General features: G+C 56.8%; 13 protein-coding genes and 3 tRNA genes. 8 read left to right on the top strand and 8 right to left on the bottom strand.

The annotated features are described in order from the left end of the window. Positions 1–6: 6 nt before the first annotated feature. Positions 7–468 carry a tRNA (adenosine(37)-N6)-threonylcarbamoyltransferase complex ATPase subunit type 1 TsaE gene (tsaE, locus tag UR289_RS19025; RefSeq protein WP_013095283.1) on the bottom strand — a complete coding sequence of 154 codons (462 nt, stop codon included), beginning with the start codon at positions 466–468 and terminating at the stop codon, positions 7–9. Beyond that, positions 461–1,984: a bifunctional ADP-dependent NAD(P)H-hydrate dehydratase/NAD(P)H-hydrate epimerase gene (nnr, locus tag UR289_RS19020; protein ID WP_320711294.1), complete on the bottom strand. Its 1,524-nt coding sequence runs from the start codon at positions 1,982–1,984 to the stop codon at positions 461–463. Before nnr ends, tsaE begins: the two co-directional genes overlap by 8 nt. Here nnr and queG point away from each other — a divergent pair. After that, on the top strand, positions 1,983–3,122 hold the full coding sequence (gene queG, locus UR289_RS19015; protein ID WP_214580078.1) for a tRNA epoxyqueuosine(34) reductase QueG: 1,140 nt from the start codon (positions 1,983–1,985) through the stop codon (positions 3,120–3,122). The genes nnr and queG overlap by 2 nt on opposite strands. Before the next feature lie 270 nt (positions 3,123–3,392). On the opposite strand, the gene UR289_RS19010 is transcribed toward queG, so the two are convergent. The 4 genes from UR289_RS19010 to orn all read right to left on the bottom strand — a co-directional run bounded on the left by UR289_RS19010 (position 3,393) and on the right by orn (position 4,435). Further along, positions 3,393–3,468: transfer RNA gene (locus UR289_RS19010), tRNA-Gly, on the bottom strand. Positions 3,469–3,504: 36 nt separating this feature from the next. Beyond that, a tRNA-Gly gene (locus UR289_RS19005) sits at positions 3,505–3,580 on the bottom strand. A gap of 37 nt (positions 3,581–3,617) precedes the next feature. Further along, positions 3,618–3,693, bottom strand: a tRNA-Gly gene (locus UR289_RS19000). A gap of 196 nt (positions 3,694–3,889) precedes the next feature. Continuing rightward, complete coding sequence (orn, locus tag UR289_RS18995; RefSeq protein WP_320711292.1) at positions 3,890–4,435, bottom strand: oligoribonuclease; 546 nt, start codon at positions 4,433–4,435, stop codon at positions 3,890–3,892. A 107-nt stretch (positions 4,436–4,542) separates the two neighbouring features. Between orn and rsgA the strand changes: the two genes are divergently transcribed. The 3 genes from rsgA (at position 4,543) to mscM (ending at position 10,004) form a co-directional block, all read left to right on the top strand. Continuing rightward, positions 4,543–5,595, top strand: coding sequence for a small ribosomal subunit biogenesis GTPase RsgA (gene rsgA, locus UR289_RS18990; RefSeq protein WP_023334242.1), 1,053 nt, complete (start codon positions 4,543–4,545; stop codon positions 5,593–5,595). Positions 5,596–5,692: 97 nt separating this feature from the next. After that, on the top strand, positions 5,693–6,661 hold the full coding sequence (gene asd, locus UR289_RS18985; RefSeq protein ID WP_033144458.1) for an archaetidylserine decarboxylase: 969 nt from the start codon (positions 5,693–5,695) through the stop codon (positions 6,659–6,661). A gap of 19 nt (positions 6,662–6,680) precedes the next feature. After that, on the top strand, positions 6,681–10,004 hold the full coding sequence (mscM, locus tag UR289_RS18980; RefSeq protein WP_039261016.1) for a miniconductance mechanosensitive channel MscM: 3,324 nt from the start codon (positions 6,681–6,683) through the stop codon (positions 10,002–10,004). Between the two features lie 44 nt (positions 10,005–10,048). On the opposite strand, the gene epmA is transcribed toward mscM, so the two are convergent. Then, a complete protein-coding gene (epmA, locus tag UR289_RS18975; RefSeq protein WP_069303550.1) occupies positions 10,049–11,026 on the bottom strand; it encodes an elongation factor P--(R)-beta-lysine ligase in 978 nt (325 codons plus the stop codon). A gap of 310 nt (positions 11,027–11,336) precedes the next feature. Between epmA and frdA the strand changes: the two genes are divergently transcribed. From frdA to frdD, 4 genes are read left to right on the top strand one after another with little or no spacing between them, the layout of a single operon-like run. Then, positions 11,337–13,127: a fumarate reductase (quinol) flavoprotein subunit gene (frdA, locus tag UR289_RS18970; RefSeq protein WP_023310125.1), complete on the top strand. Its 1,791-nt coding sequence runs from the start codon at positions 11,337–11,339 to the stop codon at positions 13,125–13,127. Beyond that, a complete protein-coding gene (locus tag UR289_RS18965; RefSeq protein ID WP_023310124.1) occupies positions 13,120–13,854 on the top strand; it encodes a succinate dehydrogenase/fumarate reductase iron-sulfur subunit in 735 nt (244 codons plus the stop codon). Before frdA ends, UR289_RS18965 begins: the two co-directional genes overlap by 8 nt. Positions 13,855–13,864: 10 nt before the next feature. Beyond that, entirely contained in the window at positions 13,865–14,260 is a 396-nt protein-coding gene (gene frdC, locus UR289_RS18960; protein ID WP_320711346.1) for a fumarate reductase subunit FrdC, read from the top strand. Between the two features lie 10 nt (positions 14,261–14,270). Continuing rightward, positions 14,271–14,630, top strand: coding sequence for a fumarate reductase subunit FrdD (gene frdD, locus UR289_RS18955; RefSeq protein ID WP_000609653.1), 360 nt, complete (start codon positions 14,271–14,273; stop codon positions 14,628–14,630). A gap of 29 nt (positions 14,631–14,659) precedes the next feature. Here frdD and ampR read toward each other — a convergent pair whose 3' ends face one another. After that, on the bottom strand, positions 14,660–15,535 hold the full coding sequence (ampR, locus tag UR289_RS18950) for a LysR family transcriptional regulator AmpR (protein WP_320711284.1): 876 nt from the start codon (positions 15,533–15,535) through the stop codon (positions 14,660–14,662). Positions 15,536–15,537: the final 2 nt, after the last annotated feature.

Raw genomic sequence — 15,537 nt, 5'->3', positions numbered from 1 at the left:
CTACGCTTAACCGGCCAGTCGCGCCAGTAAGGAACTGCCTGATGAGGAAACAGCACTGATGCGCGCCTCACGCCCTTGTGCCTGGTAATCTAAGTGAATTTCGACATCCGGGTCAGGCAGCACACCCGCACCTTGTTGCGGCCACTCCACCAGGCAAATGGCGTCGTTGGCAAAATAATCACGGATCCCCATAAATTCCAGCTCCTCAGGATCCGCAAGGCGGTATAAATCGAAGTGATACACCATGAGATTTTCAAGGGTGTACGGTTCTACCAGCGTGTAGGTTGGGCTTTTCACATTCCCGTTATGCCCTAACGCCTGCAAAAAACCCCGGCTGAAGGTGGTTTTACCCGCACCTAAATCACCATACAGATAAATGACGGTTGCCCCCTGACAGGCCTGCGCCACGCGCTTGCCGAGTTCTAAAGTGGCTTGTTCATCAGGTAAAGGAATCGCTCGATTAGTCATTTTCTACGTCAATCACATCCGGGTTAACAACACGCCGCAGCGTGCAAAAAAGATCGGTGGCCAGCATGCCGCGTGTACCGTAACGCGCGGCCAGTTTATCCGCCGCGACACCGTGGGCCACGCAGCCCGCGCAGGCTGCATCATAAAGGGGAAGTTTCTGTCCAAGCAATGCGCCAATGATGCCGGAAAGCACATCGCCCATGCCACCGCTTGCCATGCCCGCATTTCCGGCATCAATAATGCCCTGCGTCTCGTCACTGGCGACAACGGTTCCTGCCCCTTTCAAAACAGCAACACCTCCGTAACGTTTTACCAGACGCTGAGCAGAAAGTAAGCGATCGCTTTCAATTTCTGCCACGCTGCAGTTAAGCAGGCGCGCGGCTTCGCCGGGGTGTGGCGTCAGAATGCGATTGTGACGCTTATCGGGGTTTATTGCCAGAAGGTTAAGCGCGTCGGCATCCCACAACATCGGTTTACGAAAATTCTCGATCTTTTGCAGGGCCTGTTTGCCCCATGCCTGCTGCCCAAGCCCGGGGCCGATCGTCACCACGTCCGCCCATTCCAGGCTTTCTTCAAGCGACTGAGGCGTAAGCTCATGGACCATCAGCTCCGGTCGGGCCGTAACGATCGGCGCTATATTCTCAATGCGAGTGAGTACTCGCACTAATCCGGCACCGCAGCGCAGGGCCGCTTCGCCGGTCATGCGAATTGCACCTGCCGTACCATGGTCGCCGCCAATAATCACCAGCCTGCCGTGATCGCCCTTATGGGACGTTGGTCGGCGCGGCGGGAGCCATGCAGCCAGCTGGGATGCATCAAAACGCGCGAGGTGCGTTTGCTGCCCGGACAGCCAGCTCTCCAGCCCCAGCGCATGGTGGTGCAGCACGCCAACAACGTCTCGTGCTTTACCGGTCAGTAGCCCCGGCTTGAGGGCGATGAAGGTTACCGTATGTGCAGCCTGAATGACCGCCCCCGGCGTCGCGCCGGTTTGTGCAATCAGGCCAGAGGGAATATCCAGGGCAACTACCGGCGCGGAATGTCTGTTAGCGTGTTCAATAAGGGCGGCAATGTTCTCGCGAGGCGCACTGCGTAGCCCGGTACCCAGCAGACCGTCAACAATCAGATCCACCTCTTCCGGCCAGACGATATCAGGCGCATGAATCACGCCGCCTGCGTTAAGCCACGCCTCCCGCGCCGCGCTGGCCTCTTCAGGCAGCGGTTTATCACTCTCCAGGGCCAGCAACGTCACGCGGATACCTGCCGCAACCGCGAGACGGGCGACGACGTAGCCGTCGCCGCCGTTATTGCCGTGACCGCACAGAATCATCCAGTGGGCGGCCTGAGGGTACGCGCTGCGGGCAACGTTAAACGCCGCCTCCCCCGCGCGCAGCATCAGTTCATAAAGGGTAATCCCGAGGCTGTCTGCGGCCTCTTTTTCGGCGCGCCGGAGGTCATCCGCATGCCAGATGGAATGTGGTATACTTGCGGGGTTTTTCTTCACCGTATGGTCCGTCATGTCACAGCCCCTCGATCTCAATGAATTAGCGCAAAAAATAAAACAGTGGGGTGCTGAGCTTGGCTTCCAGAAGGTGGGCATTACCGATACCGACCTTTCCGCCAGCGAGCCAAAACTGCAGGCCTGGCTGGACAAACAATACCACGGCGAAATGGAGTGGATGGCGCGTCATGGCATGATGCGCGCCCGCCCTCACGAGCTTTTGCCGGGCACGTTACGCGTCATCAGCGTGCGCATGAATTATCTGCCCGCCAACGCGGCCTTTGCGCGCACGCTAAAAAATCCCTCTCTGGGTTACGTCAGCCGGTACGCCCTGGGACGTGATTACCATAAGCTCTTGCGTAACCGTTTAAAAAAACTCGGGGAAACTATTCAGCAGCACTGTGTTTCGCTGAATTTTAGACCCTTTGTCGATTCTGCGCCTATTCTTGAGCGCCCGATCGCCGAAAAAGCCGGGCTTGGCTGGACAGGTAAGCACTCACTTATCCTTAGCCGCGACGCCGGATCGTTCTTCTTCCTGGGTGAACTGCTGATTGATTTACCGCTGCCGGTAGACGGCCCGGTAGAAGAAGGCTGCGGACGCTGCGTGGCCTGCATGACCATCTGCCCGACGGGTGCCATCGTCGAGCCTTACACCGTTGATGCGCGCCGCTGCATCTCCTACCTCACTATCGAACTGGAAGGGGCCATTCCAGAGGAATTTCGACCGCTTATCGGCAACCGCATCTACGGCTGCGACGACTGCCAGCTGATCTGCCCGTGGAACCGCTATTCGCAGCTCACGGACGAAGAGGATTTCAGCCCGCGTAAGGCGCTGCATGCGCCGCAGCTGGTTGAGTTATTCGCCTGGACCGAAGCCTGGTTCCTGAAAGTGACGGAAGGTTCGGCCATTCGCCGTATCGGTCATTTGCGCTGGCTGCGTAATGTTGCCGTCGCGCTGGGTAATGCCCCGTGGGATGAAGCCAATATTCAGGCGCTTGAAAGCCGTAAAGGTGAGCACCCACTTCTTGATGAACACATAGAATGGGCGATTGCGCAGCAAATAGAGAAGCGTAATGCCTGCACGATCGAGGTGCAGCTACCGAAGAAACAGCGTCTGGTGCGGGTGATTGAAAAAGGGCTTACGCGGGATGCCTGAACTATTCACAGCCTGTGAATAAAATTACAAACTCAAGCGCCATCTGGGCTGGAGAAGAGGTCAAGTGATCTCAATAACATTTTGAAATGAAAATTTATTTACTAAATACAGCGCGTTACAAAGATATTATTCACCCTGCTAAGTTTTAACCCTGTTACGGTTAAGCGTAGTTTCTGTGGATAACTCTGTTCACAAGAGTATTTCAGAGACAATAGAAAACGTCCCCAACGACTCTTTTCGCTGTGGATATTTTAGAGATTAAGAAGAATTTGGAGCGGGAAACGAGACTCGAACTCGCGACCCCGACCTTGGCAAGGTCGTGCTCTACCAACTGAGCTATTCCCGCTTGGGTGGTCCGTGCTTTAGAAGCACTTTCAAATTTTGGAGCGGGAAACGAGACTCGAACTCGCGACCCCGACCTTGGCAAGGTCGTGCTCTACCAACTGAGCTATTCCCGCTTGGGTGGTCCGTGCTTTGGAAGCACTTTTCAAATTTTGGAGCGGGAAACGAGACTCGAACTCGCGACCCCGACCTTGGCAAGGTCGTGCTCTACCAACTGAGCTATTCCCGCAAATCTGCACTGCTTTTGTTGCTGTCGTAACGTGTAATTCTCTGTCGTTACGGGAGGCGCATTATACGAGAAATCCTTTTAGCTGCAACCCCCCTTAAAGCGATTTTTTCGAAATTAAGTTCAAATGCTTAATTAATCGGCAAGCTGAACAATTTAACGACAAAAACCCGGCCACGCAAGGCGCCGGATCGCAAAATCACAGCTTAATAAAGTTTTCGCGGTAGTAGGAAAGCTCCGCCACAGACTCACGGATATCGTCCATCGCCTGGTGAGTCCCCTGCTTTTTGAAGCCGTCGAGGATTTCAGGCTTCCAGCGACGCGCCAGCTCTTTCAGAGTGCTGACATCCAGATAGCGGTAGTGGAAATATGACTCCAGCTCCGGCATGTACTTAAACAGGAAACGGCGATCCTGGCCGATGCTATTCCCACAGATAGGCGATTTGCCTGCCGGAACCCACTGTTTCAGGAACTCAAGCGTCGCCAGCTCCGCCTCGCGATCGCCGAACGTGCTCGCCTTCACGCGCTCCACCAGGCCACTGCCGGTGTGGGTGCGCACGTTCCATTCATCCATCAAAGCCAGCTGGTCGTCGGACTGATGCACCGCAATCGTTGGCCCTTCAGCCAGGATTTTCAGGTTAGCGTCCGTCACCAGCGTTGCAATTTCAATGATGCGATCGCGCTCGGGATCCAGCCCGGTCATTTCGAGATCGATCCAAATCAGGTTGTTTTCATCCGCGCTCATGTTATTTTCCACCCTTCTCGCATAACCGGCAGTAGCAGGTTAACTAGTATTAATTAGAGTGTATCATAGAGGTTTTGCCCCTTACGGGCGACCAGGAGCCAGCGCGATTGAGTAAAAATAAACTCTCCAAAGGGCAGCAGCGCCGCGTAAACGCCAACCACCAGCGCCGTCTTAAAACCACTTCGGAGAAGCCGGATTATGACGACAACCTGTTTGGTGAAGCGACAGAAGGCGTAGTCATCAGCCGTTTCGGTATGCATGCCGATGTCGAATCCGCCGACGGGGATATTCACCGTTGCAATATCCGTCGCACCATCCGTTCACTGGTTACCGGCGATCGCGTGGTCTGGCGACCGGGTAAAGAGGCGGCGGAAGGCGTTACGGTAAAAGGTATCGTTGAGGCGGTTCATGAGCGCACGTCCGTGTTAACCCGTCCCGATTTCTACGACGGGGTCAAGCCCATTGCCGCCAACATTAACCAGATCGTCATTGTTTCGGCGATTTTGCCCGAACTTTCGCTCAACATTATCGACCGATACCTCGTCGCCTGCGAAACGCTGCAGGTTGAACCGATTATCGTGTTGAACAAAATCGATCTGCTGGATGACGACGGTATGGCCTTCGTGAATGAGCAGATGGATATCTACCGCAAGATTGGTTACCGCGTGCTAATGGTCTCCAGCCACACCAAAGATGGCCTTAAACCGCTGGAAGAGGCGCTGACCGACCGCATCAGCATCTTTGCGGGCCAGTCCGGCGTAGGTAAATCGAGCCTGCTGAACAACCTGCTTGGCCTCCAGCAAGAGATCCTGACCAACGATGTGTCCAACGTCTCTGGCCTGGGCCAGCACACCACCACCGCCTCGCGTCTGTATCATTTCCCGCACGGCGGCGACGTGATCGACTCCCCGGGCGTGCGTGAGTTCGGTTTGTGGCACCTTGAGCCGGAACAAATCTTTAACGGATTTGTCGAATTCCATGATTATTTAGGCGCCTGTAAATACCGCGACTGTAAGCACGATAACGACCCAGGCTGCGCTATCCGTGAAGCGGTTGAGAAAGGCGAGATCGCGGAAACCCGCTTCGAGAATTACCACCGCATTCTTGAGAGCATGGAAGACGTAAAAACGCGTAAAAACTTTTCTGATTCTGATAACTGACAACTAAGCTAAGCATCGCTAAAATCGTCCCCTTTTTTCAGGTTCCGGCGGCTTAACGCCGGATCAGGAACGACAAAACAATGGCCTGGAGGCTACCTTGTTAAACGCATTTAAACTTTCGCTTCAATACATTCTGCCAAAACTGTGGCTCACTCGCCTGGCGGGCTGGGGCGCAAGCAAACGCGCGGGCTGGCTGACCAAACTGGTCATCGACCTTTTCGTAAAATATTACAAGGTCGATATGAAAGAGGCGCAGAAGCCGGATACCGCCAGCTACCGCACCTTCAACGAGTTCTTCGTACGCCCGCTGCGTGACGAAGTGCGCCCGCTGAACACCGACCCTAACGTCCTGGTGATGCCGGCAGACGGCGTGATCAGCCAGTTGGGTAATATCGAAGACGACAAAATCCTGCAGGCGAAGGGCCATAACTACAGTCTGGAAGCGCTGCTGGCGGGTAACTACCTGATGGCGGATCTGTTCCGTAACGGTACCTTTGCCACCACCTATCTTTCACCGCGCGACTACCATCGCGTGCACATGCCGTGTAACGGTATCCTGCGTGAAATGATTTACGTCCCGGGCGACCTGTTCTCCGTAAACCACCTGACCGCGCAGAACGTGCCGAACCTGTTTGCCCGTAACGAGCGCGTCATCTGTCTGTTCGATACTGAATTTGGCCCTATGGCGCAGATTCTGGTGGGTGCGACCATCGTAGGCAGCATCGAAACCGTCTGGGCGGGCACCATCACCCCACCGCGCGAAGGCGTGATCAAACGCTGGACCTGGCCTGCCGGTGAAGCGGAAGGCTCGGTGGCCCTGCTGAAAGGTCAGGAGATGGGTCGCTTCAAGCTGGGCTCTACCGTAATCAACCTGTTTGCGCCGGGCAAAGTGAAGCTGGCTGAACAGCTCGAAAGCCTGTCGGTCACCAAACTGGGCCAGCCGCTGGCGGTCTCTACCGAAACCTTCGTTACGCCGGATGCAGAACCAGCGCCGCTACCGCAGGAAGAGATCAACGCCGAGCACGACGCCAGCCCGCTGGTTGACGACAAAAAAGACGAAGGCTAACAACAGAAGGATCGCTGACGTGCGCCCGATTATCGTTCTACTGATGGCCTGGTGCCTCAGCATGGGGGCGTACGCAGCGACAGCCCCCGACGCCAAACAGATAACCCAGGAACTGGAGCAGGCAAAAGCGGCTAAACCCGCTCAGCCAGAGACCGTCGAGTCGCTCCAGGCTGCCCTGAACGCGCTTGAGGAGCGAAAAGGCTCTCTTGAGCGCGCTCAGCAGTATCAGCAGGTTATCGACAATTTCCCCAAACTCTCGCAGACGCTACGCGCGCAGCTCAATAATTTGCGTGACGAACCGCGCGATGTGCCAGCAGGTATGACCTCCGACGCCCTGAACCAGGAGATCCTGCAGGTCAGCAGCCAGCTTCTGGAAAAGAGCCGCCTTGCCCAGCAGGAGCAGGAGCGAGCGCGTGAAATTGCCGACTCCCTCAGCCAGCTTCCGCAACAGCAAACCGATGCCCGCCGCCAGCTTAATGAAGTTGAGCGTCGCGTGGGTACGCAAAGCGGCAATACGCCACAGGCTCAGGCTCAAAATCTGGGCCTGCAGGCAGAATCGGCTCGCCTGAAGGCCCTTGTCGATGAGCTGGAGCTAGCGCAGCTTTCCGCCAATAACCGCCAGGAGCTGTCGCGGATGCGCTCTGAACTCGCTCAGAAGCAGAGCGAGCAGCTGGATGCGTATCTCCAGGCCCTGCGCAATCAGCTTAACAGCCAGCGTCAGCGCGAAGCCGAGCGTGCCCTTGAAAGCACCGAACTGCTGGCGGAAAACAGCGAAAACCTGCCTGCCGGTATCAACGAACAATTCAGGGTCAACCGCGAGCTTTCTGCCGCGCTGAACCAGCAGGCGCAGCGCATGGATCTGGTTGCCTCGCAGCAGCGTCAGGCCACCAATCAAACCCTGCAGGTTCGCCAGGCGCTCAACACCCTGCGCGAGCAGTCCCAGTGGCTCGGATCATCAAACCTGCTGGGCGAAGCGTTACGTGCCCAGGTCGCGCGCCTGCCGGAAATGCCGAAGCCGCAACAGCTGGATACCGAGATGGCCCAGCTGCGCGTTCAGCGACTGCACTTTGAAGATCTTCTCAATAAACAGCCGCAAATCCGCCAGATCCGTCAGGCTGACGGACAGCCCCTGACCAGCGAGCAAAACCGTATTCTGGAAGCCCAGCTGCGTACCCAGCGTGAACTGCTGAACTCTCTGCTCCAGGGCGGGGATACGCTGATTCTGGAGCTGACCAAGCTAAAAGTCTCCAATAGCCAGCTGGAAGATGCGCTGAAAGAGGTGAACGAGGCTACGCACCGTTATCTCTTCTGGACTTCCGACGTGCGTCCGATGACCTTCTCGTGGCCGATTGAGATTGTCCAGGACCTGCGCCGCCTGATTTCGCTGGACACCGTCAGCCAGCTGGGACAGGCCAGCGTGATGATGTTTACCAGCAAAGAGACCATTTTCCCGCTGCTGGGGGCGTTGATTCTGGTGGGCTTCAGCATTTACTCGCGCAGACATTTCACCCGCTTCCTGGAGCGTTCCAGCTCCCGGGTCGGGAAAGTCACCCAGGATCACTTCTGGCTGACGTTGCGCACCGTATTCTGGTCGATTCTTGTCGCCTCTCCGCTGCCGGTGCTGTGGATGACGCTGGGGTATGGCCTGCGGGAAGCCTGGCCCTATCCGCTCGCGGTCGCGATTGGCGATGGCGTCACCGCCACGGTGCCGCTGCTGTGGGTGGTCATGATTTGCGCCACCTTCGCGCGCCCCAATGGCCTGTTCATCACCCACTTTGGCTGGCCGCGTAATCGCGTCGCGCGCGCCATGCGTTACTACCTAATGAGCATCGGGCTGATTGTGCCGCTGATTATGGCGCTGATCATGTTCGATAATCTCAACGACCGGGAGTTCTCAGGCTCGCTGGGGCGCCTCTGCTTTATGCTGATATGCGGGGCGCTGGCCATCGTTACGCTCAGCCTGAAACGCGCGGGTATTCCGCTCTATCTCGATAAATCCGGCAGCGGCGAAAACATGTTCAACCGGCTGCTCTGGAACCTGCTGCTTAGCGCGCCGCTGTTTGCGATGCTGGCAGCCGCGGTGGGCTATCTGGCAACCGCGCAGGCGCTGCTGGCGCGGCTGGAAACCTCGGTGGCCATCTGGTTCCTGCTGCTGGTGGTGTACCACGTGATCCGCCGCTGGATGCTGATCCAGCGCCGCCGTCTGGCCTTTGACCGAGCCAAGCATCGCCGGGCGGAGATCCTCGCCCAGCGCGCGCGGGGTGAAGAAGAGCCAAACCACGTCAACAGTACGGAAGGCACAACGGAAGCGGACGAGGTCGAACTGGATCTGGATGCCATCAGTACCCAGTCCCTGCGCCTGGTTCGTTCCATCCTGATGCTGATTGCCCTCCTGTCGGTGATCTTCCTCTGGTCAGAGATCCACTCCGCATTTGGCTTCCTGGAGAACATCTCGCTCTGGGACGTGACGTCTACGGTGCAGGGCGTGGAAAGCCTGGAGCCGATTACCTTAGGGGCGGTGCTGATTGCCATTCTGGTGCTGATCATCACCACGCAGCTGGTACGCAACTTCCCGGCGCTGCTGGAGCTTGCGCTGCTGCAGCATCTGGATTTAACGCCGGGGACGGGCTATGCGATTACGACCATTACCAAATATCTGATCATGCTGTTTGGCGGGCTGGTTGGCTTCTCGATGATCGGTATTGAGTGGTCGAAGCTGCAGTGGCTAGTGGCGGCCCTTGGTGTAGGGTTAGGTTTTGGTTTACAGGAGATCTTCGCCAACTTCATCTCTGGCCTGATCATTCTGTTCGAAAAACCGATCCGTATTGGCGATACCGTAACGATTCGCGATCTGACCGGCAGCATCACGAAGATCAACACCCGTGCGACGACGATCAGCGACTGGGATCGGAAAGAGATCATCGTGCCAAACAAGGCGTTTATTACCGAGCAGTTCATCAACTGGTCGCTGTCAGACTCCGTTACCCGCGTGGTGCTGACGGTACCGGCGCCGTCGGACGCCAACAGCGAAGAGGTCACCCAGATCCTCTACACTGCCGCTGAGCGCTGTTCGCTGGTAATCGACAACCCGGCGCCGGAAGTATTCCTTGTGGATTTACAGCAGGGGATCCAGATTTTCGAGCTGCGCATCTACGCCGCCGAAATGGGACACCGTATGCCGCTGCGCCATGAGATCCACCAGCTGATTCTGGCGGGCTTCCGCGAGCACGGTATTGATATGCCGTTCCCACCGTTCCAGATGCGTCTCGAAAGCCTGGACGGGCGTAAAACGGGAAGAACGCTGACGTCAGCGGCGCGTACGCGCCCGGCGGGAAGTTTGTAAGGTAAGCGGGGCAACCCTCTCCCACGGGAGAGGGTAAACTGCCGTCAGGCGCGATCTACGGTAAACGCAATCACATCGCCAAGCTGCTCTGCGCCCAGGGCCAGCATCACCAGACGGTCAACACCCAGCGCCACGCCGGAGCAATCCGGCAGACCTGCTTTTAATGCTTCAAGCAAATTCACATCAATAGGCTGCTGCGGCAGACCGCGCGCGGCGCGCTTGCGGTTATCCTGCTCGAAGCGCTGCTGCTGCTCGCGGGCATCCGTCAGTTCGTGGAAGCCGTTCGCCAGCTCGATGCCTTTGTAATAGACCTCAAAACGCTCTGCGACACGATGATCTTCGGTACTGATCTGCGCCAGCGACGCCTGGCTTGCCGGGAAGTGGTAGACAAAGGTCGGACGATCCTTGCCAATCTGTGGTTCTACGCCGAAGGTGAACAGCAGCTGCAGCAGCGTGTCGCGATCCTCTTCGGTATCCGCCACGTTGCTCAGATCCAGTTTTGCCGCCGCTTCGCGCAGCTGGGTTTTGTCCGCCGACAGCGGATCGATTTCCAGATGGCGCTGGAAAGCCTGCTGATAGGAGAGCGTTTCGGCTTCTGAGCAGTCCAGGACCTGCTGGAGCAGATCGTCCACCTCATTCATCAGGCGGTACATATCATAATGCGGGCGGTACCACTCCAGCATGGTGAATTCCGGGTTGTGGTGACGACCCATCTCTTCATTACGGAAGCTGCGGCACAGCTGATACACCGGGCCACACCCCGCCGCCAGCAGGCGTTTCATGTGGTATTCCGGGCTGGTCATCAGATACAAATTCATGCCCTGAGAGTGGCCGGGGCCAACAAAACGGGTTTCAAACGGCACCAGATGAATATCCGTTACCGTTGCCTGACTCATGCACGGCGTTTCCACCTCCAGGACTCCGCGGTCGGCAAAGAAACGGCGGATCTCCGCCATAATTGCAGCGCGTTTTAACAGATTAGGGATGGATGCGCTCGGCTGCCAGGTGGCCGTTTCGCTCATGAGTTGTTCTCCGATTTCATACAAGGGCACGAAGTCTACTCGTTAGCAGGGGCAGAGACAAATTTTGCGCAGTAAAAAAGCGCGTTTCATTTAGGTGAACTTTTTCGTGACGTATTTCATCAATCTTCATGATAAATCGCCGTACAGAACAGCAAAAAAATCGAACACGTCAAATTTCCCTGACATCTACACGGTTATACTGTTTTACCCATAAAGGAGCAGTGGAAACGCTTTCGCAATCGTCCTTTTGGACGGGTGAACTACCTTTAGTTTGTCGCGTTGCGAAATAACAAAAATCTGGAGGAATGTCGTGCAAACTTTTCAAGCCGATCTTGCCGTAATAGGCGCTGGCGGGGCTGGATTACGTGCTGCGATTGCTGCAGCACAAGCTAATCCCAACGCTAAAATCGCATTGATTTCAAAAGTCTATCCAATGCGTAGTCACACAGTGGCAGCAGAAGGAGGATCCGCCGCCGTTGCGCAGGATCATGACAGCTTTGAATACCATTTCCACGACACGGTTGCAGGGGGCGACTGGCTTTGCGAACAGGATGTCGTTGACTACTTTGTGCATCATTGTCCCACGGAAATGACCCAGCTTGAACAGTGGGGATGTCCGTGGAGCCGCCGTCCTGACGGCAGCGTCAACGTTCGCCGCTTTGGCGGTATGAAGATTGAACGCACCTGGTTCGCCGCCGATAAAACCGGCTTCCACATGCTGCACACCCTGTTCCAGACCTCCCTTCAGTTCCCACAAATTCAGCGCTTCGATGAACATTTCGTCCTCGACATTCTGGTTGATGACGGACAGGCGCGTGGCCTGGTGGCGATGAATATGATGGAAGGCACGCTTGTCCAGATCCGCGCCAACGCGGTAGTGATGGCGACGGGCGGTGCGGGTCGCGTTTATCGTTATAACACCAACGGCGGCATCGTCACCGGTGACGGCATGGGCATGGCGCTCGGTCACGGCGTACCGCTGCGCGATATGGAGTTCGTCCAGTATCACCCAACCGGCCTGCCGGGCTCCGGCATTCTAATGACGGAAGGCTGCCGCGGTGAAGGCGGTATTCTGGTCAATAAAAACGGCTACCGCTATCTGCAGGATTACGGCATGGGCCCGGAAACCCCGCTCGGCGAGCCGAAGAACAAATACATGGAACTCGGCCCGCGCGACAAAGTCTCTCAGGCCTTCTGGCACGAGTGGCGCAAAGGCAACACCATCTCCACGCCGCGCGGCGATGTGGTCTATCTCGACCTGCGTCACCTTGGTGAGAAGAAACTGCTGGAACGTCTGCCGTTCATCTGCGAGCTGGCGAAAGCTTACGTCGGCGTCGACCCGGTGAAAGAGCCGATTCCGGTGCGTCCAACCGCGCACTACACCATGGGCGGGATCGAAACCGACCAGCAGTGCGAAACCCGTATTAAAGGCCTGTTCGCCGTCGGCGAGTGTTCCTCCGTGGGTCTGCACGGCGCCAACCGTCTCGGGTCTAACTCGCTGGCAGAGCTGGTCGTCTTTGGCCGCATGGCGGGCGAGCGCGCGATGGAGCGGGCAGCTACCGCAGGCGAAGCCAACGGTGCCGCGCTGGATGCGCAGGTCGCAGACGTTGAAAAACGCCTGAAAGATCTGGTGAACCAGGAGGGTAACGAGAACTGGTCTAAGATCCGCGACGAGATGGGCCTGTCGATGGAAGAAGGCTGCGGTATTTACCGTACGCCAGAGCTGATGCAAAAAACCGTCGACAAGCTGGCGGAACTGCAGGAGCGCTTCAAGCGCGTACGCATCACCGATACCTCCAGCGTATTCAACACCGACCTGCTCTACACCATCGAGCTGGGCCACGGTCTGAACGTCGCGGAATGTATGGCGCACTCTGCGCTGGCGCGTAAAGAGTCGCGTGGGGCCCACCAGCGTCTGGACGAAGGCTGTACCGAACGTGACGACGTCAATTTCCTGAAACACACTCTCGCCTGGCGCGATGCAGATGGCACCACACGTCTGGACTACAGCGACGTGAAAATCACCACGCTGCCGCCGGCTAAACGCGTGTACGGTGCAGAAGCAGAAGCCGCCGAGAAGAAGGAGAAGGCGAATGGCTGAGATGCAAAAAATGAAGGTTGAAGTGGTGCGCTACAATCCGGAAGTGGACGCCGCACCGCACAGCGCTTTCTATGAAGTCCCTTATGACGAGCAAACCTCCCTGCTGGATGCGCTCGGCTATATCAAAGATAACCTGGCGCCAGACCTGAGCTACCGCTGGTCCTGCCGCATGGCAATCTGCGGCTCCTGCGGCATGATGGTCAACAAGGTGCCGAAGCTGGCCTGTAAGACCTTCCTGCGCGAGTACACCAAAGGCATTAAGGTCGAAGCGCTGGGCAACTTCCCGATTGAACGCGATCTGGTGGTCGATATGACCCACTTTATCGAAAGCCTGGAAGCGATTAAGCCGTACATCATCGGTAATCCGCGCACGCCGGATCAGGGGCCAAATACCCAGACGCCGGCTCAGATGGCGAAATACCATCAGTTCTCCGGCTGCATCAACTGCGGCCTGTGCTACGCAGCCTGTCCACAGTTTGGCCTGAACAAGGAGTTCATCGGCCCGGCCGCCATTACCCTGGCACACCGCTATAACGAAGACAGCCGCGACCACGGCAAAAAAGAACGTATGGCGCAGCTTAACAGCCAGAACGGCGTCTGGAGCTGTACCTTTGTGGGTTATTGCTCCGAAGTTTGTCCGAAGCACGTCGACCCGGCCGCCGCAATTCAGCAGGGTAAAGTGGAAAGCTCGAAAGACTTTCTTATCGCTACCCTGAAACCACGCTAAGGAGTGCATGATGACGACTAAACGCAAAGCCTATGTGCGGCCTGTGCCGTCCACCTGGTGGAAAAACCTGCCGTTTTATCGCTTCTATATGCTGCGTGAAGGCACGGCGGTACCGGCGGTCTGGTTCAGTCTTGAGCTGATGTACGGCGTTTTTGCCCTCAAGCATGGCCCGGAAGCCTGGGCCAGCTTTGTCGGTTTCCTGCAAAACCCGATCATTGTTGTTCTGAACCTGATCGTGTTCGCGGCCGCGCTGCTTCATACCAAAACCTGGTTTGAGCTGGCGCCAAAAGCCGCGAACATCATCATAAAAGACGAGAAAATGGGGCCAGAGCCGGTGATTAAAGGGCTCTGGGCAGTGACGATTCTGGTCACTGTGGTCATTCTGTTTGTCGCACTGTTCTGGTAAGGAGACACCTGTGATCAATCCAAATCCAAAACGTTCTGACGAGCCGGTCTTCTGGGGCCTGTTTGGCGCAGGCGGCATGTGGAGTGCCATCATCGCCCCCGTCATCATTCTGCTGGTCGGCATTATGCTGCCGCTGGGGCTGTTCCCGGGCGATGCGCTGAGCTACGAGCGCGTACTGGCGTTTGCGAGCAGCTTTATCGGCCGCGTGTTCATCTTCCTGATGATCGTCCTGCCGCTGTGGTGTGGCCTGCACCGTATTCACCACGCGATGCATGATCTGAAAATCCATGTACCGAGCGGGAAATGGGTGTTCTACGGTCTGGCGACCATCCTGACCGTGGTGACGCTGATTGCCGTGGTCACCATCTGAAGCTTCAGGCCCGCCATCCGGCGGGCCTTTTATTTCTGCATCTTCCCCACCAGCCACTGGGCAAACTCGCGCATTGCGGGCGTTTCTGTCCGTGACTGTAGCCTTGTCAGCCAGTAGCTGCCGAGGTCAATCTGCGTTGCAAACGGCTGCACGATGCGTTCGCTGCTGAGTAAATGGGTAAACATGTCGACAGGCGCAATGGCAATCCCTGTGCCTGCCTGCGCGGCTTCCAGCATGGTCACGGACGAATCAAACACCATCACCCGGTGCGTCGGTGAGGGAGGATGTTCACCCGCTGCCTGCATCCACGCAGCCCACTCGTCGCGCCGGTAGGAGCGCAGCAGGGTAAACTTCAGGATATCTGCCGGGCTTTTTAGACAGGAGGCAATGTCGGGTGTACAGAGCGCAGACAGCGGCGCAGGGCAAAGGAATTCAGCATCGGTTCCATGCCACGCGCCGCCACCGTAGCGAATGGCGTAATCAAGCCCTTCAGCCGCCGGGTCGACGCGATTGTTATGGGTGTAAAGCTGAAGATCAATATGCGGATAGCAGCGGCGAAAGTCCGCAAGCTCAGAGAATAAAACCCCCGTAGCAAAGGTTCCTACCACACCTATTTTGAGCTTCTCCTGAGCGCGCTGGCTGGCAAAGCGATCCAGCATTCCGGCGATACGATCGAACGAGTCATTCAGCACCGGCAGCAAATTCTCGCCTTCGGTGGTCAACATCAGCCCACGCGAAACGCGGACAAACAGCTGGCAATTAAGGTGCTGCTCCAGCGCCTTTACGTGCTGGCTAATCGCGGAATGGGTGACGTTCAGCTCGATAGCGGCATGCGTAAAACTGAGATGCCTGGCGGCTGCTTCAAACGCCCGAAGGGAATTAAGAGGGAGATAGCTGCGCGTCATGG

This window comes from Enterobacter sp. 302C9 (assembly GCF_034106085.1).
Classification (GTDB): domain Bacteria; phylum Pseudomonadota; class Gammaproteobacteria; order Enterobacterales; family Enterobacteriaceae; genus Enterobacter; species Enterobacter asburiae_B.
Note: the sequence above shows the minus strand (reverse complement) of the source record. Positions and strands in the feature narration are given on the sequence as shown.